Consider the following 25,721-nt stretch of genomic DNA (forward strand, 5'->3'; position numbering starts at 1 on the left):
CATCCGCGACCTCACCCCGCACGAGCTGCCCCGACCGGGCCGGTTCGGCGAGTTCGGTGGTCGCTACGTCCCCGAGGCGCTGGTCCCGGCGCTCGACCAGCTCGACGAGGCCCGCCAGAAGGCGGCCGTGGACCCCGAGTTCCAGGCCGAGCTGGCTCGCCTGCACGCGACCTACACCGGGCGACCGAGCATCATCACCGAGGTCCCGCGGTTCGCGGCGCACTGTGGCGGGGCACGGGTCATCCTCAAGCGCGAGGACCTCAACCACACCGGGTCCCACAAGATCAACAACGTCCTCGGGCAGGCCCTGCTGACCAAGCGGATGGGCAAGACCCGGGTCATCGCCGAGACCGGCGCCGGGCAGCACGGTGTCGCCACGGCCACGGCCGCAGCCCTGCTCGGCCTGGAGTGCACCGTCTACATGGGCAAGGTCGACACCGAGCGCCAGGCCCTCAACGTTGCCCGCATGCGCATCCTCGGGGCCGAGGTCGTCGCCGTCGAGCACGGCAGCGCCACGCTGAAGGACGCCATCAACGAGGCGCTGCGTGACTGGGTCACCAACGTCCAGAACACGCACTACCTCATCGGCACCGTCACCGGCCCGCACCCGTTCCCCGAGATGGTGCGCGACTTCCACAAGATCATCGGCGAGGAGGCCCGCGCGCAGGTGCTCGACCTCACCGGGCGCCTGCCGGACGCCGTGATCGCGTGCGTCGGCGGCGGGTCGAACGCCATGGGCATCTTCCACCGCTTCATCGAGGATGGCGGGGTGCGCCTGATCGGGATCGAGGCCGGGGGAGAGGGCATCGAGTCCGGGCGGCACGCCGCCCGCTTCGCGTCGGCGTCACCCGGGGTGCTGCACGGCGCGATGAGCTACGTCATGCAGGACGAGGACGGCCAGACCGTGGAGTCGCACTCGATCTCCGCCGGGCTGGACTACCCGAGCGTGGGGCCGGAGCACTCGTTCCTGCGCGACAGCGGGCGGGCCGAGTACCGCTACGCCACCGACGACACGGTCATGGAGGCGTTCTCGCTGCTCAGCCGCACCGAGGGCATCATCCCGGCCATCGAGTCCGCGCACGCACTCGTCGGGGCGATGGAGGTGGGCCGGGAGCTCGGGCCTGACGCGCTGCTGCTCGTCAACCTCTCCGGCCGTGGGGACAAGGACATGGAGACCGCGGCCCGGTACTTCGGGCTGCTCCACGGGGGGACGGCATGAGCAGCACGGTCGTGAACGGTGTCGGTGAGATCCTTCAGCGCTGCCGAGAGGAGGGGCGCGCGGCCCTCGTCGGCTACCTGCCGGTGGGCTTCCCCACCGTCGAGGGGTCGCTGCAGGCGATGCGCGTGCTCGTGGAGGCCGGCTGCGACATCGTCGAGGTCGGCGTGCCGTACAGCGACCCCCTCATGGACGGCCCGGTCATCCAGCACGCGGCGAGCACCGCGCTCGCCGGCGGGGCCCGCGTCGACGACGTCTTCCGCGCCACGCAGGCGGTCCGGGATGCCGGCGGGTCTGCCCTGGTCATGACGTACTGGAACCTCGTGCTGAGGCGCGGGGTGGAGCGCTTCGCCGCCGACCTGGCAGCCTCCGGCGGGTCCGGTCTGATCACGCCCGACCTCATCCCCGACGAGGGCGGGGAGTGGATCGCCGCGAGCGATGCCCACGGGCTCGACCGGGTCTTCCTCGTCGCGCCGTCGTCCACGCCCGAGCGGCTCAGCGCCGTCACCAGCGCCTGCCGCGGCTTCGTCTACGCCGCATCCACGATGGGCGTCACCGGTGCCCGGGCGAGCGTGGACTCCGACGCCCGGGGGCTCGTGGAGCGCACCCGGGCGGTGACAGACCTGCCGGTCTGCGTGGGGCTCGGTGTCTCCACCGGGGCCCAGGCCGCCGAGCTCGCCGCGTACGCCGACGGAGTCATCGTCGGCTCGGCCCTGGTCCGCACCCTCACCGGGCCGGGGGAACTCGCTGACCGGCTCGAGGCGTTGCGTGCTCTGACGAACGAACTGGCTGATGGTGTGAGGGGTGGTCGCGGATGAGCACGACCATCGACCCCACCCTCCACGAGGTGTCGCCGGCGCCCGAGCGCGGTGAGCGGCTCAAGGACGTCATCGGCCTGGTGGCCCGCCTCTTCCTGGGTGCCGTCCTGATCTACGCCGGCGCCGTCAAGGTGGGCAAGCCGCTGACGTCCGAGCGCGCGGTGCAGGCATTCGAGATCTTCCCCATGGAACTCGCCGGCTACATCGGCCTGGCCCTGCCCTTCGTCGAGATCCTGCTGGGCGCGCTGCTCATCCTGGGCCTGTTCACCCGGCCGGTGGCCATCATCTCGACGCTGCTCATGATCGCCTTCATCATCGGCATCGCGCAGGCGTGGGCCCGGGGCCTGACCATCGACTGCGGGTGCTTCGGTGGTGGCGGGCAGGTCGCCCCGGGTGAGACGAAGTACGGCACCGACATCGCCCGTGATGCGACCTTCGCCCTTGCCGGGGCCTGGCTGTGGTGGCGCCCGCGCACCCTGGCCTCCCTTGACCGTCTGCTGTTCCGCTAAACCACGAGGAGATTGACCACCATGGCGAAGAACTCCGCCAAGGCCCCGGATCGGGGCGCCGCATCCGCGCGCCAGGCGAAGATCCAGGCTGCCCAGAAGTCCGCCGGGGGAGGGGCGAACAAGATCGTCGTCGCCACGGTCGTCGCGATCGTCGCGATCATCGCCACGGTGGGTGGTGTCGTGTGGAGCCAGATGTCGAAGGAGAACGACGTCACCGGTGGAGGCAACGCCCTTCCCGCGGGGGTCAGCGAGCTGGGCCAGGGGTACCCGGCCTTCCAGGACGTCACGCCCGTCGACGGTGCACCCACCGTCGACCTCTACGTCGACTACCAGTGCCCTGCGTGCGCGATGTTCGAGGAGGCCTTCGGGCCGACGCTGAGCCAGCAGGCAGCCGACGGCAAGATCAAGCTCGTCTACCACGTCAAGAACTTCCTCGACGACAACCTCAGGAACGACAGCTCCACGCGCGCCGCGAACGGGGCCTTCTGCGCCTCGGACGCCGGCAAGTTCCAGGAGTACAGCGACCAGCTCTTCCCCGGCCAGCCTGAGCGCGAGGGTGATGGCTGGACCGACGCCCAGCTCAAGGCGTTCGCCGAGACCGCAGGTGTGAGCGGCGAGGCCCTGACGACCTGGGAGTCCTGCGTGGCCGCAGGCAAGTACACCGACTACGTGAACTCGGTCGAGAAGCAGTCCTTCGCCGATGGCGTCAAGGGCACGCCCACGGTCAAGGTGAACGGTGAGGACCTCGACACCAGCACCCTGGTCAACGCCGAGGGAACGGCCTTCGACCCGGCCAAGCTCGTCGCGGCGCTCGAGGCTGCCGGGAAGTGATCGCCTCCCTGCCCAGCCCCACGGTCGGGGTGTGGCACCTCGGCCCGCTCCCGCTGCGGATGTATGCCGTGTGCATCCTCCTCGGGATCGTGGTCGCCGTGTGGCTCACCGGCCGACGCCTCGTCGATCGGGGCTACGAGGCTGGGCAGGCACTCGACGTCGCTGCGTATGCCGTGCCGTTCGGCATCGTCGGCGGCCGGATCTACCACGTCATCACCACCCCTGACCCCTACTGGGGTGTGGGCGGAAACCCGGTCGACGCGCTGAAGATCTGGGAGGGCGGCCTCGGCATCTGGGGCGCGATCGCACTCGGTGCCCTCGGCATCTGGGTCGGGTGCCGACAGGTCGGCATCCGCTTCCTGCCCTTCCTGGATGCCGCGGTGCCGGGGGTGGCGCTGGCGCAGGCCATCGGCCGCGTCGGCAACTGGTTCAACAACGAGCTGTACGGCGGCCCCACCACGCTGCCGTGGGGGCTGACCATCCACGAGTGGGACCAGGGCGCCGGTCGAGCAGTCGAGGACGCCTCGGGCAACCCCGTTGTCCTCGGGGTGTTCCACCCGACGTTCCTGTACGAGATGATCTGGCTCGTCATCCTCGCGGTGGCGCTGCTCGTCATCGACAAGCGACGTGCACTGGCCCCGGGTCAGCTCGCCGGGCTGTACGTCGCGGGGTACCCCGTGGGCCGCATCGTCATCGAGTTCATGCGCACCGACGAGGCCGAGCTGATCCTCGGGGTGCGGCTCAACGTCTGGACGAGCATCATCGTCTTCGCCCTCGGGGTGTGGATCTACTGGTTCACCGGTCGTCGGGCTGAGCGCAACGCTGTCCCGCAGAGCGAACCCGAATCCCGGAATGTGGGATAGCGAAACTCAAATCGCAAGACCGCGCCGCCGGGCGATAGTCTTCCGGCACGTGGCCAGAGCCGTCCGCGCCTGACCTTGCCGTGCCCGGCCCCTCGAGGGCCCACGACTGAAGAGGACGGTGATGCGACGTGACCGTCGCCCGCTTCTCCGCCCAGCCCACCGACACGGGCCTGTACCGCCGCGAGCACGAGCACGACGCCTGCGGCGTGGCCCTCGTCGCGACGATGCGGGGCAGTGCCGGCCACGACATCGTCGCGCACGCCCTCGACGCGCTGCGAAACCTCGATCACCGAGGCGCCACCGGCGCCGACCCGCTGGTGGGTGACGGTGCCGGCATCCTCACCCAGGTCCCCGACGCGTTCTTCCGCGCGGTCCTGGATGCCGACCTCCCCGAGGCCGGCGCCTATGCCGTCGGCATGGCCTACCTGCCCCGGGAGGACGACGAGCGCGCCCGGGCGGAGCAGCGGATCGCCGACATCGCAGCGGACGAGGGCCTTCGGGTCATCGCCTGGCGTGACGTCCCCGTGACCCCCGATCTCGTCGGCCAGTCCGCCCGTGAGTGCATGCCGGTCTTCCGACAGCTGTTCGTCACCTCCGAGCAGGGGCTTCGTGGCATCGAGCTCGACCGGGTGGCCTTCTGCCTGCGCAAGCGCGCCGAGCACGAGGCGGAGGTCTACTTCCCGTCGCTGTCGGCCCGCACGGTCGTCTACAAGGGCATGCTCACCACGGGTCAGCTCGAGCCCTTCTTCCCCGACCTGTCCGACGAGCGATTCGCCTCCGAGCTCGCGCTCGTGCACTCCCGCTTCTCGACGAACACCTTCCCGAGCTGGCCGCTCGCGCACCCGTACCGGCTGATCGCGCACAACGGTGAGATCAACACCGTCAAGGGCAACCGCAACTGGATGCGGGCCCGCGAGAGCCAGATCAGCTCGACGGTCATCCCCGGCGACATCGAGCGCGTGTTCCCGATCTGCACCCCCGCCGCCTCGGACTCGGCGACGTTCGACGAGGTCCTCGAGCTGCTGCACCTCGGGGGTCGCTCGCTGCCGCACGCCGTGCTCATGATGATCCCCGAGGCGTGGGAGAACCACGAGTCGATGGACCCGGCTCGGCGTGCCTTCTACGAGTTCCACTCCACCTTCATGGAGCCGTGGGACGGCCCGGCCTGTGTCACCTTCACCGACGGCACCCTCATCGGTGCGGTGCTCGACCGCAACGGCCTGCGTCCGGGCCGCTTCTGGGTCACCGACGACGGGCTCGTCGTGCTCGCCTCCGAGGCAGGGGTCCTCGACATCGAGCCCGAGCGGGTCGTGCGCCGCGGCCGGCTCCAGCCCGGTCGCATGTTCCTCGTCGACACCGCGGCCGGCCGCATCATCAGCGACGAGGAGGTCAAGTCGGGCCTGGCCGCCGAGCACCCCTACGAGGAGTGGCTGCACGCCGGCCTGCTCGAGCTGTCCGACCTGCCCGAGCGCGAGCACATCATCCACACCGCAGCCTCGGTGGCGAGGCGCCAGCGCACCTTCGGCTACACCGAGGAGGAGCTGAAGCTCATCCTGGCGCCGATGGCGTCCGCCGGCCTCGAGGCGCTGGGCTCGATGGGCACCGACACCCCGATCGCCGTGCTCTCCGACCGGCCGCGACTGGTCTTCGACTACTTCACCCAGCTCTTCGCCCAGGTGACCAACCCTCCGCTCGACGCGATCCGCGAAGAGCTCGTCACCTCGCTCGGGTCCTCGATCGGCCCCGAGGGCAACGTGCTCGACGCCTCCCCGGCGCACGCGCGCCAGGTGGTGCTGCCGTTCCCGGTCATCGACAACGACGAGCTGGCCAAGCTCGTGCACATCAACGCCGACGGTGACCTGCCCGGGTACAGCACGGTCGTCGTCAAGGGCACCTACGACGTGGGCGGCGGCGCCCCGGCCCTGCGGGCCCGCCTGCACGAGATCTTCGCCGAGGTGTCCGCGGCCATCGCCCAGGGTGCCCGGTTCGTCGTGCTGTCCGACCGCGACTCCGACCGTGACCTCGCGCCGATCCCCTCGCTGCTGCTGACCTCGGCGGTGCACCACCACCTCATCCGCGAGAAGACCCGCACCCAGGTCGGCCTGCTGGTCGAGGCGGGCGACGTGCGCGAGGTGCACCACGTGGCGCTGCTCGTCGGGTTCGGTGCGGCCGCGATCAACCCCTACCTCGCCATGGAGACCGTCGAGGACATGGTCCGCAGCGGTGCCATCACCTCGGTCACCGAGGAGAAGGCCGTCGCCAACCTCATCAAGGCCCTGGGCAAGGGGGTCCTGAAGGTGATGTCCAAGATGGGCATCTCCACGGTCGCCTCCTACCGCGGCGCCCAGGTCTTCGAGGCCATCGGGCTCTCCCAGGACCTCGTCGACGAGTTCTTCACCGGCACCGTCAGCCAGCTCGGCGGGGTCGACCTCGACGTCATCGCCGCCGAGACCGCGGCGCGCCACGCCATGGCCTACCCGCCCGACGGCATCCGCCAGGCCCACCGCAAGCTGCTCGTCGGCGGTGAGTACCAGTGGCGCCGCGAGGGTGAGCCGCACCTGTTCGACCCCGAGACCGTCTTCCGGCTCCAGCACGCCACGCGGGCCCGTCGCTACGACATCTTCAAGCAGTACACCCGTCGCATCGACGAGCAGGCCGGGCGCCTGATGACCCTGCGGGGCCTCTTCGAGCTCGGGGGGGCGCAGCCGCGCCCGCCCGTGCCGATCGAGGAGGTCGAATCGGTCGCCGACATCGTCCAGCGCTTCAACACCGGTGCGATGAGCTACGGCTCGATCAGCATGGAGGCGCACGAGACCCTGGCCATCGCCATGAACCGGCTCAAGGCCCGCTCGAACACGGGTGAGGGCGGCGAGGACCCCGAACGCCTGATGGACCCGCAGCGACGCTCGGCCATCAAGCAGGTCGCCTCGGGTCGATTCGGCGTCACCTCGCTCTACCTGACCCACGCCGACGACATCCAGATCAAGATGGCCCAGGGCGCCAAGCCCGGCGAGGGCGGGCAGCTGCCCGGCCCGAAGGTCTACCCGTGGATCGCCAAGACGCGGCACTCGACGCCGGGCGTCGGCCTGATCAGCCCGCCGCCGCACCACGACATCTACTCCATCGAGGACCTCGCACAGCTCATCCACGACCTGAAGAACGCGAACCCGCAGGCCCGCATCCACGTCAAGCTCGTCTCCGAGGTCGGCGTCGGCACGGTCGCGGCGGGCGTCAGCAAGGCCCACGCCGACGTCGTGCTGATCTCCGGCCACGACGGCGGCACCGGCGCCAGCCCGCTGACCAGCCTCAAGCACGCCGGCGGCCCGTGGGAGCTCGGCCTTGCCGAGACCCAGCAGACGCTGGTGCTCAACGGGCTGCGCGACCGCATCGTCGTGCAGGTCGACGGTCAGCTCAAGACCGGCCGTGACGTCGTCATCGCCGCCCTGCTCGGCGCCGAGGAGTTCGGCTTCGCGACGGCCCCGCTCGTCGTCTCGGGCTGCATCCTCATGCGGGTCTGCCACCTGGACACCTGTCCGGTCGGCATCGCCACCCAGAACCCCGAGCTGCGCGCCCGCTTCTCGGGCCAGCCAGAGTTCGTCGAGACCTTCTTCGAGTACATCGCCGAGGAGGTTCGCGAGTACCTCGCGGCGCTGGGCTACCGCAGCATCGAGGAGGCCATCGGCCAGGTCCAGCACATCGACGCCTCCAAGGCGATCACCCACTGGAAGGCCTCCGGCCTGGACCTCGCGCCGATTCTGGCGCGCGTGGAGAGCCCGGACGGCTCCGGCATCCGGCACACCATCGGGCAGGACCACGGCCTCGAGAAGGCCCTGGACCACGAGCTCATCGCGGCGTCGCGCGACGCCATCGACAACGGCACCCCGGTGAGCGCCCGGTTCCGCATCCGCAACGTCAACCGCACGGTCGGCACGATGCTCGGGCACGAGGTGACCAAGGTGCACCCGAAGGGGCTGCCCGACGGCGCCATCGACCTCACCCTGACCGGCTCTGCCGGCCAGAGCTTCGGGGCGTTCCTTCCCGCCGGGGTGACGTTGCGCCTCGAGGGCGACGCCAACGACTACGTCGGCAAGGGGCTCTCCGGCGGGCGCGTCATCGTCCGCCCGGCACCGGCATCCGCCCTCGTCGCCGAGGACAACGTCATCGGCGGCAACGTCATCGGCTACGGCGCGACCTCGGGTGAGCTGTTCCTGCGAGGTCGGGTCGGCGAACGCTTCTGCGTGCGCAACTCGGGCGCGACCGCCGTCGTCGAGGGCGTGGGTGACCACGGCCTCGAGTACATGACCGGCGGCACCGCGCTCATCCTCGGGCCCACCGGGCGCAACGTCGCCGCCGGCATGTCCGGTGGCGTCGCCTACGTGCTCGACCTCGACCCGGCCCACGTCAACCGTGAGCTCGTCGACCTCGGGCCGCTGCGCGCCGAGGACGAACTCGTCGTGCACGACCTGCTCGAGCGCCACCACCGGTGGACCGACTCAGCGGTCGCAGCCCGACTCCTCGCCGACTGGGACTCCGCCCGCTCGGCATTCACCCTGGTCCTTCCTCGCAGCTACCAGCGCGTCCTCGACGTGCGGGCCAAGGCGGCGGCGGAGGGGCTGGACCCCGACGGCACCCAGGTGTGGGAGCGGATCATGGAGGCCTCCCGTGGCTGACCCCCAAGGTTTCTTGCGCACGCGTGAGCGCGAACTGCCGCGACGTCGCCCCGTTCCGGTCCGGATCAAGGACTGGAAGGAGGTCTACGAGGAGCAGCCGGTCCCCGAGCTCCAGCGGCAGGCCGGGCGCTGCATGGACTGCGGCATCCCGTTCTGCCACAGCGGCTGCCCGCTCGGCAACCTCATCCCGGAGTGGAACGACCTGGCATGGAAGGGCGAGTGGCGCCAGGCCATCGACCGCCTGCACGCGACGAACAACTTCCCCGAGTTCACCGGTCGGCTCTGCCCGGCGCCGTGTGAAGCCGCCTGCGTGCTCGGCATCAACCAGCCGGCCGTGACGATCAAGCAGGTCGAGGTCAGCATCATCGACCGGGCCTTCGAGAACGGCACGGTCACACCGGAGGCGCCCGAGCGGCTGTCCGGCAAGACCGTCGCGGTCATCGGGTCCGGCCCGGCCGGGCTCGCCGCTGCCCAGCAGCTGACCCGCGCCGGCCACACCGTGGCCGTCTACGAGCGCGCCGACGCGCCCGGAGGCCTGCTGCGCTACGGCATCCCCGAGTTCAAGATGGAGAAGGCGGTCCTGGACCGCCGGATCGCCCAGATGAAGTCCGAGGGCACCCGGTTCCGCAACGGTGTCGAGATCGGCAAGGACCTCACGGCCGCCGACCTGCGCAAGCGGTTCGACGCCGTCGTCATCGCGACCGGCGCCACCGTGCCGCGCGACCTGCCCGTCCCCGGGCGTGAGCTCGACGGGGTCATGCAGGCCATGGACTTCCTGCCGCCCGCGAACCGGGTGGCCCGCGGCCAGCACGTCGACGGCCAGGTGACGGCCGAGGGCAAGGACGTCATCGTCATCGGTGGTGGTGACACCGGCGCCGACTGCATCGGCACCTCGCACCGCCAGGGTGCCCGGTCGGTGACCAGCCTGGAGATCATGCCGCAGCCCCCGGGCGAACGGCCCGTGAACCAGCCCTGGCCCACCTACCCGATGACCTTCCGGGTCGCCTCGGCCCACGAGGAGGGTGGCGACCGCGTCTACGCCGTGTCGACGAGCGAGATCGTCGGTGACGGGCACGGTCGCGTCGCCGCCCTGCGCCTGCACGAGGTGCGCATGGGTGAGAACGGGTTCGAGAAGGTCGAGGGCACCGAGCGTGAGCTTCCGGCACAGCTGGTCCTGCTCGCGATGGGATTCCTCGGCCCGCAGCAGGACCTGCTCGACCAGTTCGGGGTCGAGCGCGACGCCCGCACCAACGCCGCCCGCGACGACGCGTACATGACCAACGTTCCCGGCGTCTTCGTCGCCGGCGACGCCGGTCGTGGGCAGTCGCTGATCGTCTGGGCCATCGCCGAGGGCCGGTCCGCGGCCAACGGGGTCGACGCCTGGCTGATGGGCAAGCCCTCCCGCCTGCCGCGCCCGGTCAACCCCACGGATCGTCCCCTCATGGCCTGAGCCAGCCTCCCGCCACCTGCAGCCCCCAGCGCCGAAGGTTTATCGGGTGCCCCGGTAAGACCCCACTTCCTGTGACAACCCTTGTCCAGTGGAGTGAGGCGTTATCGGGTCACCCGATAAACCTCGGGCAGGGGGTGGTTGAAGGGTCTTCCGACATGTGGCACGCGTCACGGTGGAAGCGCTTGCACCACTAGGATGCAATTCATGCGTCGCGCCAAGATCGTCTGCACTCTCGGTCCCGCCACCAGCTCCGCCGAGAACCTTCGGGAACTCGTCCGTTCCGGCATGGACGTCGCCCGGCTGAACCTCAGCCACGGCGACCACACCGACCACGAGCGCGTCTACCACGACGTGCGCAGGGCCAGCGACGCCATGGGGCGCGCCGTCGGCATCCTGGTCGACCTCCAGGGCCCGAAGATCCGCACGGCCCGCTTCGAGAACGGGCCGATCGAGCTCATGCGGGGGGCGTCCTTCACCATCACCACCCGCGACGTGCCGGGCAACGAGGTCGAGGTCGGCACCACCTACGCCGGGCTGCCCGGCGACGTCAGCATCGGTGACCGCATCCTCATCGACGACGGCAAGCTCGCCCTCATCGCCACCGAGGTGACCGACACCGACGTCGTGTGCCAGGTCATCGAGGGCGGCATGCTCTCCAACAACAAGGGAATCAACCTGCCGGGTGTCGCCGTGTCGGTGCCGGCCATGTCCGAGAAGGACAAGGACGACCTGCGCTGGGCCCTGCGCATGCGCGTGGACATGATCGCGCTGTCGTTCGTCCGCAGCGCCGAGGACATCCTCGACGTCCACAAGATCATGGACGAGGAGGGCCTGCGACTGCCCGTCATCGCCAAGATCGAGAAGCCGCAGGCGGTCGAGAACCTCGACGAGATCATCCGCGCCTTCGACGGTGTCATGGTGGCCCGTGGTGACCTCGGCGTCGAGATGCCCCTCGAGGAGGTCCCGCTCGTGCAGAAGCGCGCCTGCGAGATCGCCCGGCGCCGCGCCAAGCCCGTCATCGTCGCCACCCAGGTGCTCGAGTCGATGATCGACAACGCCCGCCCGACCCGGGCCGAGGCCTCGGATGCCGCGAACGCCGTCCTCGACGGCGCTGACGCCCTGATGCTCTCGGGCGAGACCAGCGTCGGAAAGCACGCCTTCGCGGCGGTGCGCACGATGGCCCGCATCATCGAGAACACCGAGGACCACGGGCTGCACCGCATCCGTCCCCTCGGCACCCGCCCGAGCTCCAAGGGTGGTGCGGTCACCGCGGCCGCCGCCGACATCGGTGAGCTGCTCGGGGTCAAGTTCCTCATCACGTTCACCGAGAGCGGCGACTCCACGCGCCGGCTGTCCCGGGTTCGCCCGCGCATCCCCATGCTCGCGTTCACGCCCAACCAGTGGACCCGCAGCCAGCTCGCCCTCACCTGGGGTGTCGAGACCTTCCTCGTCGGCAAGGCCAAGCACACCGACGAGATGGCGATGCAGGTCGACGAGGTGCTGCTCGCCGCGGGGCGGGTCGTCGAGGGCGACACCGTGATCATCGTCGCGGGCTCGCCCCCCGGCATCCCGGGCTCCACGAACGCGTTGCGCGTGCACCGCGTCGGCGACGCCAAGAACCGCGTGGCCCCGGCCTACAGCGAGCTCTGAGCGCGGACGGAGACCAGCCAGCATGCCCCTCGCCGGTATGCTGGTCACGCCCCGGCCGGGGTGGTGGAACGGCAGACACGGAGCACTCAAAATGCTCTGCCCGCAAGGGCGTGCGGGTTCGAGTCCCGCTCCCGGCACATGAGTGAGACCAGTCCTGTCCCGGCTGCCCCCGCGGCTGCGCCATCCGCCCCGGCAAAGCGTGTGCTCGTCGCCGAGGACGAGGCCATCATCCGGCTCGACCTCGCCGAGATGCTGACCGAAGCCGGCTACGAGGTGGTCGGTCAGGCCAGCGACGGCGAGCAGGCCGTCGCCCTGGCCACGTCGCTGAAGCCGGACATCGTCATCATGGACGTCAAGATGCCGGTCATGGACGGCATCAGCGCGGCCGAACAGATCGGCAAGGACCGGCTCTGCCCGGTCGTCATGCTGACCGCGTTCAGCCAGACCGAGCTGGTCGAGCGGGCGCGGGACGCGGGTGTGATGGCCTACATCGTCAAGCCGTTCACGGCCAGTGACGTCACCCCCGCCCTGGACATCGCGTTGTCGCGCTGGGCCGAGCTGAAGACCCTCGAGGCCGAGATCGCCGACCTCGGCGACCGGCTGGAGACCCGCAAGGCCGTCGACCGGGCCAAGGGCGTGCTGATGACCAAGCTGAAGATCACCGAGGGCGACGCGTTCCGGTGGATTCAGAAGACGGCGATGGACCGCCGGATGAGCATGCGTGAGGTCGCCGACGCCGTCGTGGCCGGCATGGAGAAGGCCTGACCCAGCTCTTAAGTCAGCGCAGCCAGATCACCAGCTGGGTGAGCAGCGGCGCGACGACCAGGGCCGGCAGCATGTCCCCCACGGGGATGTCCCGGATGCGCAGCAGCCGCAGCGCGATGCCCGCGAGCATCAGCCCGCCGGTGGCGGTCAGGGCCGAGATGTGGGCATCGGGCACGAGGTCGCCGAGCAGCACGCCGACGACCGTGAGCGCCCCCTGCACGACGAGCACCGACACGGCGGAGAGCAGCACTCCCACCCCGAAGCTGGCCGCGAACGCCAGGGCGGCGAAACCGTCGAGCACCGCCTTGAGCGCGAGCTGGTCGATGCCGCGGCCGAGGCCGTCGTTGAGGGAGCCGAGGATGGTGAGCGGGCCCACGCAGAACAGCAGGGATGCCGTGAGCCACCCTTCGATGAACCGCTCGCGGGATGCGTGGTCGCTTCCCCCCTCGATGCTCGACCCCGTCGACCGACGCGACACCCAGCGCTGGATCGTTCCGGCCAGACCCTCGAGACGGTCCTCGATGCGCAGCATCGACCCGGTGATCGAGCCGATGAGCAACGACCCGAGGACGATGAGCACCGGGAAGCCGGACCCGACCGCGTCACGGAGGGCGACGTCGGTCACGGCCATCGCCGACAGGCCCGCCACGAGCAGGGTGACCAGGCCGAGCACATCGGTCACGACCGAGCGGGTGTGCTCGCGCAGACGGTGCCCGACGGCCATCCCGAGACCCGCCCCGATGAGGACGGTGAGGACGTTCAGGGCGGTCCCGGCACCGGGAAAGAGCGAGGTCACCGCCGCAGCCTACGAGCGTCGTCCACAGGTGCTCACCGCGGGGTTCCGTCCGGGCCCGCCGGGGTCTAGTGTCGGTGGCCGCAGGGGTAACCTCTTTGCCTGTGGCGCACTCGCGCCCGCTGCGATGTCCGAGGAGGCGATGTGGCCAGACGCACGGTGGATGTGACGCCCGTGGACCGCGACGACCTGCGGGACGTCATGGGCCTCTGGCTGGCTGCTCGCGTCGACAACGGCTCGAGCAAGGAGGCCGCCGGTCGGGCGCTGACCGACGGTCGGCTCAGCACGGCCCTGCGCCGCCCCGGCGTCCACTCCTTCGTTGCTCGCATCGACGGCGAGCCCGTCGGTTACGCCATCGCCAGCGAGAACCCGTTCGGCCTCAGCCCCCAGGCCGAGCTCGCCGTCGAACAGCTCTGGGTCGGGCCCGACGCACGGCGCCACGGGGTGGCCAAGTCGCTCCTCGCGGCCGTGCTGTCCACCGCCGAGCGGTCCGGCTGCGAGGTCGTGGTCTCGAACGTGCCGACGGCCAGCCGCGACGCCAACCGCTTCTTCGCCCGCCTGGGCTTCGCGTCGGTCATCACCCGTCGGGTGGTCTCCACGAGCGCGCTGCGTCGCAAGCTCGCTCCCGAGAGCGTCGAGACCGGCCACGAGCTGCTGCGCCGCCGCCGCTCACTGCGCAGCCGGGCCTTCCCGGCCGCTGCCTCCCGTCAGTTCTGACCCGACGGTCAGGCGCCCGGGGCGGCATCCCTGATCAGGCACGTGATCCGGCTCGTGCAGGTGCGCGCGCCGGTGTCGTCGGTGACGACGATCTCGTAGCAGGCGAGGGTGCGCCCCAGGGAGATGGGCGTCGCCACCCCGGTGACCAGACCGGAGCGGGCCGCGCGGTGGTGTGTGGCGTTGATGTCGAGGCCGACGACGGCCTTGCCGGGGCCGGCGTGCAGGGCTGCCCCGATCGAGCCCAACGTCTCGGCGAGCACCACCGAGGCACCCCCGTGCAGCAGGCCGTAGGGCTGGGTGTTGCCCTCCACCGGCATCGTCGCGACGAGTCGCTGCGCGGAGGCCTCGACGATCTCGATGCCCATCCGGTGCATCAGGGAGTTCGGGTTCATCGCCCGCATCGCCTCGACACCGTCCGGCCCGTCGGTGGGGTGCTGGGGGGTGCGGTCGTGGGTGGGCTGCGTGGCGTCGGGGCTGTCGGTCATGGTGGATAGGCTGCCACGCGTGAAGCTTCTCCTCCTCGACGGACACTCGCTGGCCTACCGTGCGTTCTTCGCCCTGCCCGCGGAGAACTTCTCCACGAGCACCGGGCAGCACACCAATGCCGTGTACGGCTTCACGTCGATGCTCATCAACGTGCTGCGCGACGAGGCCCCCACGCACGTCGGGGTGGCGTTCGACGTCTCCCGCAGGACGTTCCGCGCAGCCGAGTACCCGGAGTACAAGGCGGGGCGCTCGGCGACCCCGACCGAGTTCTCGGGGCAGATCCCGCTGCTGCACGAGGTGCTCGACGCGCTGCGCATCAAGCACGTCGGCATCGAGGGGTACGAGGCCGACGACGTCATCGCCACGCTGACCCACCGGGCGGTGGAGCAGGGCCATGAGGTCGTCATCTGCACGGGTGACCGTGATGCGTTCCAGCTGGTCTCCGACAAGGTCACCCTGCTCTATCCGGTGCGGGGGGTGTCCGAGGTGTGGCGGATGGATCCGGCTGCCGTCGCCGAGAAGTACCTCGTGCCTCCAGAGCGCTACAGCGACCTCGCGGCGCTGGTCGGCGAGTCCAGCGACAACCTGCCCGGGGTCCCGGGGGTGGGCCCGAAGACCGCGGCCAAGTGGCTCGGCCAGTACGGCGACCTTGCGGGAATCGTCGCCCACGTCGACGAGATCAAGGGCAAGGCCGGCGAGAACCTGCGGGCGCACCTCGACGGGGTGCTGCGCAACCGCCGGCTCAACAGGCTCGTCAACGACCTCGACCTGCCGCTCGGCATCGATGACCTCCAGCGCGCGTCGTGGGACCGCGAGGAGGTACACCGGGTCTTCGACGGTCTGGAGTTCCGCGTCCTGCGCGACCGCCTCTTCGCCACCTTCGACGTCGAGGCCGACGAGGTCGAGGGCGGCTTCGAGCTCGAGGGCGAGATCGTGCACGCGGACGGGCTCCCGCTGCGGTTCGGCGACGGCGCCCACGGGCGCCAGGTGCCCCACGGAGTCGTCGTCACCGGCCACTACCGCGGCGGTTCGGGGGATGCCGGTGCCGTCGCCTTCGCGGGTGCCGACGGCGTCACCGGGTACGTCGATCTCACCACCCTGACGCCGGAGCAGGACGAGGTCCTGGCGTCGTGGCTCGCCGACCCGACGGCGCCGAAGGTGCTGCACGACGCCAAGGAGCAGCTCCAGGCGTTGTCGACGCGGGGTCTGCCCCTGGCCGGCATCACCTCGGACACCGCGCTGGCGGCGTACCTCGTTCGCCCGGACCAGCGCTCGTACGACCTCGAGGACCTCGTCGTGCGCCACCTCGGCCGAGAGCTGAAGGCGCAGGAGGCCGCCGGTGACCAGGGCATGCTCGATTTCGCGCCCGACGACGACACCTCCGAACGGGAGGCCATGGTTCGCGCCCGCGCGGTGCTCGAGCTCTCCGAGGTGCTGGGGGAGCGGCTCGAGGAGACCGGTGGCACCGACCTGCTGCGCGACCTCGAGCTACCGCTCGTCGACATTCTGGCGCGCATGGAGCGCACGGGCATCGCCGTCGACGAGGACGCTCTCACCGCGCTCGAGGCCGACTTCGCGGCGAAGATGCGTCAGGCGCAGCTGGACGCCTACGAGGCGATCGGTCGCTCGGACGTCAACCTCGGCAGCCCCAAGCAGCTCCAGGAGGTGCTGTTCGAGCAACTGGGCATGCCGAAGACCAAGCGCACCAAGACCGGCTACACCACCGATGCCGATGCGCTCGCCGACCTGTTCGCCAAGACCGAGCACCCGTTCCTCGAGGCGCTGCTGCGCCACCGCGACACCAGCCGCCTGCGGGTCACCGTCGAGGGGCTGATCAAGTCGGTGGCCCTCGACCGGCGCATCCACACCACCTACATCCAGACCATCGCGGCCACCGGGCGGCTCAGCTCGACCGACCCGAACCTGCAGAACGTGCCGATCCGCACCGTGGAGGGACGCCGCATCCGCGACGTCTTCGTCGTCGGCGAGGGCTACGAGTCGCTGATGTCCGCCGACTACAGCCAGATCGAGATGCGGATCATGGCGCACCTCTCAGGCGACGAAGGGCTCATCGAGGCCTTCCGCACCGGTGAGGACCTCCACCGGTTCGTCGGTGCCCGGGTGTTCGGGGTCGAACCCGAAGACGTCACGGCGGCGATGCGCAGCAAGGTCAAGGCAATGAGCTACGGACTGGCCTACGGGCTGTCGGCGTTCGGGCTGTCGAAGCAGCTGAACATCTCCACGGGCGAGGCCCAGGGCCTCATGGACGAGTACTTCTCCCGGTTCGGCGGGGTGCGCGACTACCTGCGCGAAGTCGTCGTCGAGGCTCGCGCGACCGGCTACACCGCGACGATGCTCGGTCGGCGGCGCTACCTGCCCGACCTGGTCAGCGACAACCGCCAACGTCGCGAGGGTGCCGAGCGGATGGCGCTCAACGCGCCGATCCAGGGGTCGGCCGCCGACATCATCAAGCTCGCGATGAAGGGTGTGGATGCCGCGCTGCGCAGCGAGGGGATGGCCTCACGCATCCTGCTCCAGGTGCACGACGAGCTCGTCCTCGAGGTGGCACCGGGGGAGCGCGAGGCCCTCGAGGCGCTCGTGCGCCGCGAGATGGGTGCTGCAGTGGCCATGGACGTGCCCCTCGACGTCAGCGTGGGGGTCGGCCGCTCCTGGCACGACGCCGCACACTGAGCAGTGGGCCGGCCTCCAGGGCCTGTCTCGTCTGCGATACTTCCGCAATGCCTGCCCGACCCTGCACCACGTTCCCGGTGGACGGCCGATGACGAGTGCCGCTGACTACTACCGGGGCAATGTCACCTGGGTCGGCTCCCTGGATCGCCGGCTGTCGTCACTGGTTGAGCTGACTGCGGCCCGGCGGCCGTCGCGCGTCCTGGACCTCGGCTGTGGGGAAGGCGTCCTGCTGGACGCGCTCGCCGCGCGGCTTCCTGCGAGCACCCAATTGGTGGGGATGGACGTCGTCCCACCACCGGCGGCTGCCCCGTGGCGGGGTGTGACCGGGAACATCGCCGGGCACCTGCCGTTCGCCGACGACACCGTCGAGGTCGTCATCGCCGGGGAGGTGCTCGAACACGTGCCGCACCCCGACCTCATGCTCTCGGAGATCCGGCGCGTTCTGACCCCCTCAGGTGTCTTGCTGCTGTCAACCCCGAACATCGTCGGCTGGGCCAACCGCGTCCTCGTGCCGTTGGGCATCCAGCCCCTGTTCACCGAGACCTCCAGCGAAGTTCACCTGGGGCGGCGGTTCCGTGCCCTGGGGCAGGGCAACCAAGTTCAGGGGCACCTCAAGGTCTTCTCGCACCGGGCACTGCTCGAGATCATGGTGCGCACCGGTTTCACGGTCCAGCAGGTGCTCGGGATGCCGGGGGAGTTCCCCAAACCTGTCGATCGGGTCGACCGGCTGTGTGCTAGGTTCCCGTCGATCGCCTCCGATCTCCTCGTCGTGGCCGTGCCGGCAGATCGTGTGCCGGACTCACCCGCGCCGCGCAGGAAGGACAGCCGTCCGCCCTCGGCAGGCACCACGAATCCTCGAACCGCGGAGCCCCATGTCTGACACCGTTGACGACCGACGCACCGTGGTGACCCTCTCGGTCGGGGCCCGCGTCGGCGCCACCATCGCGTTGCTGCTCCTCGTGGCGGCCGGTTACCTCTTCTGGTCACCGATCCAGCTCTACCCCAGCGAGGGCTTCCCCATCATGTGTGGGAGCGGCGCGCGAATCCCGGGCGATGATCTGGGCGCGGTCGCCTGCGGCAAGGTCAACGAGATCCGTCAGTGGCAGGCGGGAAGCCTTGCCGTCGCGGCCCTCGTCGTGGCCGCGGGTTCGCTCTACGCCTTCGGAACCCACCGCCGCGACGAGTCACTCATCGGCACCGATGCTCCCGGCGAGGACGCTGCGCAGAACTGACCTACCCCGCGGCACTGACCTACCCCGCAGCGTCGACGATGGAGGGCCCCACACGCCGCCACACCAGGTCGGCACCCGGCGCGTTGAGGTGGAGACCGTCATCGCGCAGCGTGACACCGTCGATCTCGTTAGTGAAGCCGTCGGCGCACACCGTCGAAAACAGATCCACCACACCGACCCCGGGTCGCTCGGCGGCATAGGCCCTGATGACGTCGTTGAGCCAGGACAGGCGTTGGGAATCGTTGGCGATCCTCGTGGTCTGGTTGGCGGCGTCGGCGCTGATCTGCATGCACACGACCGTCGCCACCGAGAAGTGACGAGCGTGCGGCGCGACCAGCTCACGCCGACGGTCCAGCTCGCGGTTGAGCCAGGCCCGGTACTCCGGCGTTCCGAAGGTGAGGACCTCACCGTCGACGCGACGATCGTACAGTTCCCCGAGGCCGAGCATGACGACGACGACGTCCGGTTGCTCCCGCGCCACCTCCTGGGTCCACCTCGGTTCCCACTCGGCGCAGGCGGGGATGTTCGGCACCGTCTGCCCGTCCGTCTCCCTCTCCGGGAGCAACGTTCCGCACCCGAGCTGTGTGCTGCCGGTCACGGCGAGACCGTCAACCTGGTTCGCGTAGTGGTCACGCAGGCGGAACGCCTGGGAATCGCCGAGGAGGAACGCGGTGACGAGCCGGCCTTGGGCGTCGGGCACCGGGTTGGGGCGACCTGAGGCCTGCTCAGCCTCCCCAGCCCCCTGTGGCGCCGAGGCGCTGGCCACGACGGTTGCTGCCACGACCGCGGCCAGCGTGGCGCCCACGGCCCTCCTCCACTGGGTGCGGGTGAAGCGGGCTTGGAGACGTTGGGTGCGGATCGGCTCCTCGACGAACACGAACGACAGGTACGCCAGCAGTCCTGTGACGGCGAACCGGACGGCGAGGAGCGCCGCCCCGTCGAGCCCGGTGCGCTCGTGGTTGAGGACGACGAAGACCGGCCAGTGCCACAGGTACAGGCCGTACGACAGCACACCCACGGCCACCATCGGTGCCCAGGACAGCCCGCGCGCCAACGCCGAGCGGGGGGCCGCGGTCACCGAGGCGATCACGACTGCCGACAGCACGGCGGCGAGGAAGAATCCGCCGCGGTACATCCACGGGGCGAGCTCACGGGCTGTCGCGACGAGAACGAGGACACCCCCGAGGGCGAGGACTCCGACCATGGACCGGGTGGGAAGGCGCACGAGGCGGCCACCGATCCTGCTGTACAGGGGCCTGGCCGGTGCGAGCAGCGATGGGGAGAGCGCGAGTGCCGCCCCCAGCAGCAGCGCCTGGGCACGGGTGTCCGTCCCGTAGTAGGCCCGGGAGGGGTCGGCCAGTGGATCGTGGAGGAACGCCATCAGGGCTGCCGACCCGATAGCTCCGGCCAGGAGCACGGTGCGCACGGCGCCAGCCCGAAGCCTCAGCCTCCCCAGCATGGCCACGAGCAGCAGGGGGAAGAGGATGTAGAACTGCTCCTCGATCGCGAGCGACCACGTGTGCCGCAGCGCCGATGGTTCGACGAACTGTGCGAAGTACGACTGCCCACTGATCATGAACCACCAGTTGGAGACGTACCCGAGGGTCGAGAGGGCGTCGCCGAGCAGCCGGGACTGTGGCTGAGGGGCGACGAAGCCATAGACCGCCACGGCGAACACGACCACGAGCACGGCCGGCAGCAGCCGGCGGGCCCTTCGCACCCAGAAGGCGATGACGTCGATCCGACCGGTCCGACGCCACTCCTTGACGAGGAGGGAGGTGATCAGGAACCCGGAGAGGACGAAGAAGACGTCGACTCCGAGGAATCCACCTGCCGCACACGACACGCCGCCGTGGTAGAGCATCACGACGATGACGGCAACCGCTCGAAGCCCGTCGAGGGCCGGTCGGTAGCCCAGGTGGGCCCCGCGTCCGGCGGGCCCTCGGGTGAGCGGCGGCGCGGGGGCGTCGGGGCGCGCTGTCACGAACATCCTCCGCGTCGCCGGCCAAGGGGTGCGGCACAATGATGCGTCACGACTGCACGGGAAGGCTGGCTGGTGCTGAGGCGTTTTGGCGTGCCCGTGGTGCTCGCAACCATCTTGCTGCTCGTTCTCCTGCTCAACAAGGCCGGCGTGCTGGCTCCGGACATCAAGCCCGAAATCTACATGGCGCCCTGGGGGGAGGCGGAGGCACTCAGCCGGGCGTGGCGTGAGAGTCCCAAGCTCGGCGAGCCGAACTTCAACGTCGGGCTGTTCCCGGTGGCGGCTCTGGTCGGCGTCATCCAGGAGTTCGGTGTGGGTGCAGACCTGTCCATGCGCCTGCTCCGCTTCGCCCTGCTCCTGCTCGGCGGATGGGGCGCGAGCCGGTTGTACGCCACGGTGGCCGGCACCCGGGCACGTCGGGTCGGTCACATCGCCGTCGCGCTCCTCTACGTGGCCAACCCCTACATGGTGACGGCAGGAGACTTCCTCGCGATCGTGCTCCCAGCCGCGATGTTGCCGTGGATGGTCCTGTTTCTGCTCAAGGCTGCGGTGGTCGGAGGCTGGCGCTACCCCGCGGCATCCGCCCTGGCGTTCGCCGCCATGAGCGGGATGAACGTGGCGGTCATCCCGTTGATCCAGCTCCTGTGCCTGCCGGCCGTCCTCTGGTTCGCCCATCACGGCCTCGGTGCTCGCTGGGGCATGGTGGGGGCCGCCTTCGCGAAGTGGCTGTTGCTCGTCGCGCTCCTGTCCGCCTACTGGCTCGTGCCGTCCGTGGCCGCGCTCGGCGCGGGGAGCCACGTGACCCAGTTCAGCGAGACCCTCGAGGGGATCGCCGCACCCTCGTCGTTCGCCGAGGTGGTGCGAGGTCTCGGGCTGTGGCCGCTCTACGGACGAGACGTGGACGGCCCGTGGCAGCCGGGCTTCACCTCGTACCTGGACAACCCGCTCGTGGTGGCGGCCAGCTTCCTGGGCCCGCTGCTCCTGGTCGTCTCGGCCCCGGTGGTTCGCGGACCCGGCCGCAGGTTCGCCCTGTTGCTGGCCATTCCCGCTGCGGTCCTCATGGTCGGTGTGCACACCGTGCAGAGCCCCTCACCGTTCGGGCACGCCCTGCTCTGGGCCTTCGAGAACGTGCCCGGTGCGGCCGCCTTCCGCACGACGAACAAGGTCGGCGCCGTGATGATCCTCGGTGTCGCGATCCTCGGTGGGCTCGCCGCGCCGAGGATCCTGCGTCGCGTGCAGCAGGTCGCGCCCCGCCCGGTGATCGCGTCGGTGGCGGTGGCGGGCGTGGTGCTGTCGACGTGGCCAGCGTGGTCGGGTGGTGTCTACAGCCTCCCGCTGCCGGTTCCGGGCTACTGGGAGCAGGCGGCGCGCACCCTCGACCGGGGGCCCGCCGACCAGAGGGTGTGGTTCGTCCCGGGGGTCGCCCAGCCGCAGTACTCGTGGAGTGAGGACCGTCCGGACGACCTCAACAACGCGGTCCTCGCCCGGCCGTCCTTCGTGCGCATCACCCTTCCCGAGTCCTCCCCGTACGGTGCCAGCCTGCTCGCAGCCGTCGACACCGGTTTGCAGGAGGGTTCGCTGGCCCCGGGGGTGCTGTCCGCGGCTGCCCGGTACCTCGGTGTGGGCGACGTGCTGGTGCGCAATGACGTCCGCTGGGACAAGGCTGGTGGTGCTCGGCCACTGGCAGTCGCCACGGACGTCGGCTCCGACCCGGGTTTGGTCTTCCGGGGCGCCGACGGTGCCCCGGGCGAAGGTCTCGTGCGCACACCTGGCCAACCCCCGCTCGAACTCCTGCTTCCGCCGCTCCAGCGTTACAAGGTGACCGACGCTCGCAGCCTCGTGCGCACGGAGACCGTCGACGGGGTGGTGCTCGTGGATGGGGATGGGTGGTCGCTGGCGCCGATGGTCGGTGCAGGTCTGCTCCAGGGGCAACCGCCGTTCCTGCTGACCGAGGCTGTCGACGCGGCGACCCTCGAGAAGGCGCTGGGCCCCACGTCGAGGGTGGTCCTCACCGATACCAATCGTCGGCGTGAGGTCGTGCCGAACCGGCTCACCGGCGCCTATGGCCCGCTGGTGGCGGCGGACGCCGATCCCGGCCCCACCATCGCGCTCGGGGGTCCGGACCAGCAGACCGTCCTCCAGGTCGAGGGTGCGGACGTCACCGCCACTCTCGTGGGTCCGCGATTCGGTGTGAACCCGAGCACTGCAGCCGAGAACGCCGTCGACGGCGACCCGACGACGGCATGGACGTTCGGCGACTTCTCCCGCGCCGCGGGCCAGTCGATCACCGTGCGTTCCCCCAAGCCCGTGTCGGTCGAGCGCATCGACGTGGACGTCCCGCCGACACAGGGCCAACGCATAGTCGGGTTGCGTGTCGAGGCGGATGACGCGTCACAGGATGTTCGGGTGCCATCCGACGGGCGGGTGAGCGTGAACTTCCCCGGCCTGTCGGCAGAGCGAGTCACCATCACGGTCACCGAGGTCCAGGGCGAGGGCGACAACCCGGTGTCCATCGCCGACATCGGCATCCCCGACCTCCAGGCTCGGCGGGTGGCGCGGTTGCCGGTGACGACGGCACGGGCTCTGGAGTCGCTGACGGGGCCGGCACGGTCCCGGCTCGCCGCGACCCCGGTCGACGTCGTCCTCACCCGGGTGTCGGGCGCAGCGGCCGTGGACGACGACGAGGAGGCACGCCTGGACCGCGACTTCATGCTGCCGGTCGCGCGCGAGTATCGCGCGTACGGCCTGGTCCGGCCGGACCGAGGCGCACCGGATGCCGTGCTCGACGACCTTCACGGGGTGGCCGGTGACGTTGCCGTCACCTCGTCCTCGCGGGCGTTCGGTGATCCCCTCGTCCGAGGATCCAAGGCGTTCGACGATGACCCCGACACCGGCTGGGTCCCGGGCAGGTCGATCGACGGGGAATGGCTCGAGGCCACGTTCCCGCAGGAGCGGACGGTGTCGAGGGTCGTCATCGACCAACCGGCAGACGCGGCAGCCTGGGTCTCGACGGTCGACGTGATCGTGGACGGCCGTCGTGCGGCCACGGCTGACCTCACGCGGGGCCGGGTCGAGGTGGTGCTGCCGCCGACCCAGGCCACCACGGTGCGACTGGAGATCACCGGGCACGAGGGCGAGGGTTTCCCCAACATCAGTGAGGTTGACCTCGACGGGGCTCGCGTCACGAGTGCCCCCGCCGCCGAGCGCTGCGTCACGATCGGCACCGTGGACGGTGATCCGGTGCGGGTCAGGGTCGTGGGCGGTGGTGAGGGCGATGCCCAGCGACTCGTCGCAGGGTGCGACCCGCTGCGTCTCGGCCCGGGTGAGCACGCCCTGCGCAGCCTTCCCGGATGGACCACCGACTCGTTGGTGCTCCGCGACAGCATCGGGGAGTCAGCGGTGGCCGGATCGCCCGGCCCCTCGCTCACGGTCGATCGCAGGTCTGCGTCGTCCTACCGCATCGACGCGCCCCCGGCTCAGGCGCCCTACCTGCTCGTCGTGGGACAGAACGTGCACCCCGGGTGGCGCGCCACCATGGACGGTGAACCGATGGGCGCGCCGCTCGTGGTCGACGGGTACGCCGTGGGGTGGTGGGTGGACGACCTCGACGGCCACGTGTTCGAGGTCGAGTACGCGCCTCAGGGCGTCTCCGACGTCGCGCTCGCGACCTCGGGCGCTGCTGTGCTGCTGGCGTCCGCACTGATCGTCCTTCCCCGACGCGTCACCGGGCCGGTGGCGCCGCTCGAACCGAGCGTGCCGACAACCCACCGGGCCGAGCGGCACGCGCGTCGTCGCGTCCCACCATGGGCGCGCTGGCTCATGGTGGTCCTTGGCTGCGGCGTGGTCGCCGGCCTGCCCGGGCTCGTCATCGGTGCCACGGTGGGGGTCTGGCACCTGGTAGCGGACCCGTCGCCGCGAACCCTGCTGCGGCTGTCGGGGGTCGCCATGGGGCTGGCACCGGTGGCGTGGGTCGTCGGAAACCTCTCACGGTGGGGCGAGATCGGCCCGCAGCTGGTGCTGGGGAACCCGGCTCCCTCGCACCTGGTCGCGGCGGCGCTCATCCTGTTGGTCGTCGGTTCGTGGCGGGACGTCAGCTGACGAACCCGCGCAGCACCGTACCGGCGGCAACGCGTGCGCCGGGTGCCACGGCGCTGTGCGTCACGTCGGCACCAGGGCCGATGACGGCACCGCTCATGATCACCGAGCCCTGGATGCGCGCTCCGGCTCGGACGACGGTGCCCGGCCCGACCGCGGAGCCATCGGTGATGACGGCGGTGGGGTCGACCACCGCGCTGCGATCGACGTGGACGTCACGCCCCGACGCGCGCACCAGAGCCACGGAGGCCTTCACCAGGGCCTGTGGTGTGCCCACGTCGTCCCACAGGGCGTTCTCCCGGTAGGCCACCACACGGCCGCTGTCGACCAGGGAGGGCAGGACGTCCCGCTCGAGAGAGACGACGCCGTCGCCGATCCGGGCGAGCACGTTTCGCCGCAGGACGTACGTGCCGGCGTTGACCTCGGTGCTGGGCGGGTTCGGGCTCTTCTCGACGAAGCGGGTGACGAGTCCGTGCCCATCGGCCACCACCGAACCGAACGCCCGGGCATCCGGGACCGTGCGGAGGTGGAGCACGGCATCCGGCCGGCTCTCCGGCGACGCCATGAGCCGCTGCTGGGTGAGGTCGTGGGAGGTCAACAGGTCACCGTTGACCACGACCAGGTACTCGGGCAGCGACGTCAGCGCGGCAGCGGCCAGGCGCAGCCCTCCGGCGGTGCCTGCCGGCGTCGGTTCGTGCGAGTACGTCAGGCGGATGCCCCAGCGGCTGCCGTCACCGAGGACGGGCCCGAACTGTTCCCCCAGGTGAGACGTCGCGAGAACGACGTCGACGACCCCGTGGGCGGCGAGCCACCGCAGTTGGTGGACCACCACCGGCTCACCGGCGACCTCGAGGAGGTGCTTCGGCCGGTCCGCGGACAGTGGGTGCATCCGGGTCCCGAGCCCACCGGCGAGGACGATCGCCGTGCCGCGCGAACCACGATGACGTGTCACCG

At 70.5% G+C, this 25,721-nt stretch carries 18 protein-coding genes and 1 tRNA gene; 15 read left to right on the forward strand and 4 right to left on the reverse strand.

Annotation, left to right across the window (positions count from 1 at the left end; all coding sequences use genetic code 11):
- Nucleotide 1: 1 nt before the first annotated feature.
- The 10 genes from trpB to C8E84_RS01970 all read left to right on the forward strand — a co-directional run bounded on the left by trpB (nucleotide 2) and on the right by C8E84_RS01970 (nucleotide 12,772).
- Nucleotides 2–1,219, forward strand: coding sequence for a tryptophan synthase subunit beta (gene trpB / locus C8E84_RS01925; protein WP_211675685.1), 1,218 nt, complete (start codon nucleotides 2–4; stop codon nucleotides 1,217–1,219).
- Nucleotides 1,216–2,034 (forward strand): tryptophan synthase subunit alpha, encoded by an 819-nt coding sequence (gene trpA / locus C8E84_RS01930; protein ID WP_159899009.1) that lies wholly within the window; start codon nucleotides 1,216–1,218, stop codon nucleotides 2,032–2,034. Before trpB ends, trpA begins: the two co-directional genes overlap by 4 nt.
- The gene (locus C8E84_RS01935; protein ID WP_159899011.1) at nucleotides 2,031–2,543 is read left to right on the forward strand and encodes a MauE/DoxX family redox-associated membrane protein; all 513 of its coding nucleotides are present in this window, start codon (nucleotides 2,031–2,033) and stop codon (nucleotides 2,541–2,543) included. The genes trpA and C8E84_RS01935 overlap by 4 nt, the downstream gene beginning before the upstream one ends.
- 21 nt (nucleotides 2,544–2,564) lie before the next feature.
- On the forward strand, nucleotides 2,565–3,374 hold the full coding sequence (locus C8E84_RS01940) for a DsbA family protein (protein ID WP_159899013.1): 810 nt from the start codon (nucleotides 2,565–2,567) through the stop codon (nucleotides 3,372–3,374).
- Complete coding sequence (gene lgt, locus C8E84_RS01945) at nucleotides 3,371–4,237, forward strand: prolipoprotein diacylglyceryl transferase (protein WP_159899015.1); 867 nt, start codon at nucleotides 3,371–3,373, stop codon at nucleotides 4,235–4,237. The genes C8E84_RS01940 and lgt overlap by 4 nt, the downstream gene beginning before the upstream one ends.
- Before the next feature lie 128 nt (nucleotides 4,238–4,365).
- Nucleotides 4,366–8,907: a glutamate synthase large subunit gene (gene gltB, locus C8E84_RS01950; protein WP_159899017.1), complete on the forward strand. Its 4,542-nt coding sequence runs from the start codon at nucleotides 4,366–4,368 to the stop codon at nucleotides 8,905–8,907.
- Complete coding sequence (locus C8E84_RS01955) at nucleotides 8,900–10,357, forward strand: glutamate synthase subunit beta (RefSeq protein ID WP_159899019.1); 1,458 nt, start codon at nucleotides 8,900–8,902, stop codon at nucleotides 10,355–10,357. The genes gltB and C8E84_RS01955 overlap by 8 nt, the downstream gene beginning before the upstream one ends.
- Before the next feature lie 204 nt (nucleotides 10,358–10,561).
- Entirely contained in the window at nucleotides 10,562–12,007 is a 1,446-nt protein-coding gene (pyk, locus tag C8E84_RS01960; RefSeq protein WP_159899021.1) for a pyruvate kinase, read from the forward strand.
- 54 nt (nucleotides 12,008–12,061) lie between these two features.
- Nucleotides 12,062–12,144: transfer RNA gene (locus C8E84_RS01965), tRNA-Leu, on the forward strand.
- 1 nt (nucleotide 12,145) lies between these two features.
- A complete protein-coding gene (locus C8E84_RS01970) occupies nucleotides 12,146–12,772 on the forward strand; it encodes an ANTAR domain-containing response regulator (RefSeq protein WP_159899023.1) in 627 nt (208 codons plus the stop codon).
- Between the two features lie 13 nt (nucleotides 12,773–12,785).
- On the opposite strand, the gene C8E84_RS01975 is transcribed toward C8E84_RS01970, so the two are convergent.
- On the reverse strand, nucleotides 12,786–13,568 hold the full coding sequence (locus C8E84_RS01975) for a DUF554 domain-containing protein (protein WP_159899025.1): 783 nt from the start codon (nucleotides 13,566–13,568) through the stop codon (nucleotides 12,786–12,788).
- 171 nt (nucleotides 13,569–13,739) lie between these two features.
- Here C8E84_RS01975 and C8E84_RS01980 point away from each other — a divergent pair, with 171 nt between their 5' ends.
- Nucleotides 13,740–14,282 carry a GNAT family N-acetyltransferase gene (locus C8E84_RS01980; protein ID WP_159899027.1) on the forward strand — a complete coding sequence of 181 codons (543 nt, stop codon included), beginning with the start codon at nucleotides 13,740–13,742 and terminating at the stop codon, nucleotides 14,280–14,282.
- Between the two features lie 8 nt (nucleotides 14,283–14,290).
- Here the strand turns inward: C8E84_RS01980 and C8E84_RS01985 are convergent, their stop codons facing one another.
- The gene (locus C8E84_RS01985; protein ID WP_425495941.1) at nucleotides 14,291–14,767 is read right to left on the reverse strand and encodes a hotdog fold thioesterase; all 477 of its coding nucleotides are present in this window, start codon (nucleotides 14,765–14,767) and stop codon (nucleotides 14,291–14,293) included.
- Here C8E84_RS01985 and polA point away from each other — a divergent pair.
- The 3 genes from polA to C8E84_RS02000 all read left to right on the forward strand — a co-directional run bounded on the left by polA (nucleotide 14,766) and on the right by C8E84_RS02000 (nucleotide 18,691).
- Nucleotides 14,766–17,459, forward strand: a complete 2,694-nt coding sequence (gene polA / locus C8E84_RS01990; protein WP_159899029.1) for a DNA polymerase I — start codon at nucleotides 14,766–14,768, stop codon at nucleotides 17,457–17,459. The genes C8E84_RS01985 and polA overlap by 2 nt on opposite strands.
- An 88-nt stretch (nucleotides 17,460–17,547) precedes the next feature.
- Nucleotides 17,548–18,339: a class I SAM-dependent methyltransferase gene (locus tag C8E84_RS01995; RefSeq protein WP_159899031.1), complete on the forward strand. Its 792-nt coding sequence runs from the start codon at nucleotides 17,548–17,550 to the stop codon at nucleotides 18,337–18,339.
- Complete coding sequence (locus C8E84_RS02000; protein WP_159899033.1) at nucleotides 18,332–18,691, forward strand: hypothetical protein; 360 nt, start codon at nucleotides 18,332–18,334, stop codon at nucleotides 18,689–18,691. Before C8E84_RS01995 ends, C8E84_RS02000 begins: the two co-directional genes overlap by 8 nt.
- Before the next feature lie 19 nt (nucleotides 18,692–18,710).
- Here C8E84_RS02000 and C8E84_RS02005 read toward each other — a convergent pair whose 3' ends face one another.
- Nucleotides 18,711–20,675, reverse strand: a complete 1,965-nt coding sequence (locus C8E84_RS02005) for an SGNH/GDSL hydrolase family protein (RefSeq protein ID WP_159899035.1) — start codon at nucleotides 20,673–20,675, stop codon at nucleotides 18,711–18,713.
- A 99-nt stretch (nucleotides 20,676–20,774) separates the two neighbouring features.
- On the opposite strand from C8E84_RS02005, the gene C8E84_RS02010 reads away from it, so the two are divergent.
- Nucleotides 20,775–24,770, forward strand: a complete 3,996-nt coding sequence (locus C8E84_RS02010; protein ID WP_159899037.1) for an alpha-(1->3)-arabinofuranosyltransferase domain-containing protein — start codon at nucleotides 20,775–20,777, stop codon at nucleotides 24,768–24,770.
- Here the strand turns inward: C8E84_RS02010 and C8E84_RS02015 are convergent.
- A complete protein-coding gene (locus tag C8E84_RS02015) occupies nucleotides 24,763–25,719 on the reverse strand; it encodes a nucleotidyltransferase family protein (RefSeq protein ID WP_159899039.1) in 957 nt (318 codons plus the stop codon). The genes C8E84_RS02010 and C8E84_RS02015 overlap by 8 nt on opposite strands.
- Nucleotides 25,720–25,721: the final 2 nt, after the last annotated feature.

It is taken from the genome of Ornithinibacter aureus, assembly GCF_009858245.1.
Taxonomy (GTDB): Bacteria; Actinomycetota; Actinomycetes; order Actinomycetales; family Dermatophilaceae; genus Fodinibacter; species Fodinibacter aureus.

What these genes read in the sequence shown, in the direction of transcription:
- trpA (WP_159899009.1), top strand. Translation starts at nt 1,216, where the DNA reads ATGAGCAGCACGGTCGTGAACGGTGTCGGTGAGATCCTTCAGCGCTGC.
- C8E84_RS01935 (WP_159899011.1), top strand. Translation starts at nt 2,031, where the DNA reads ATGAGCACGACCATCGACCCCACCCTCCACGAGGTGTCGCCGGCGCCC.
- C8E84_RS01940 (WP_159899013.1), top strand. Translation starts at nt 2,565, where the DNA reads ATGGCGAAGAACTCCGCCAAGGCCCCGGATCGGGGCGCCGCATCCGCG.
- pyk (WP_159899021.1), top strand. Translation starts at nt 10,562, where the DNA reads ATGCGTCGCGCCAAGATCGTCTGCACTCTCGGTCCCGCCACCAGCTCC.
- C8E84_RS01970 (WP_159899023.1), top strand. Translation starts at nt 12,146, where the DNA reads ATGAGTGAGACCAGTCCTGTCCCGGCTGCCCCCGCGGCTGCGCCATCC.
- polA (WP_159899029.1), top strand. Translation starts at nt 14,766, where the DNA reads ATGGTGGATAGGCTGCCACGCGTGAAGCTTCTCCTCCTCGACGGACAC.
- C8E84_RS01985 (WP_425495941.1), bottom strand. Translation starts at nt 14,767, where the DNA reads ATGACCGACAGCCCCGACGCCACGCAGCCCACCCACGACCGCACCCCC.
- C8E84_RS01995 (WP_159899031.1), top strand. Translation starts at nt 17,548, where the DNA reads ATGACGAGTGCCGCTGACTACTACCGGGGCAATGTCACCTGGGTCGGC.
- C8E84_RS02000 (WP_159899033.1), top strand. Translation starts at nt 18,332, where the DNA reads ATGTCTGACACCGTTGACGACCGACGCACCGTGGTGACCCTCTCGGTC.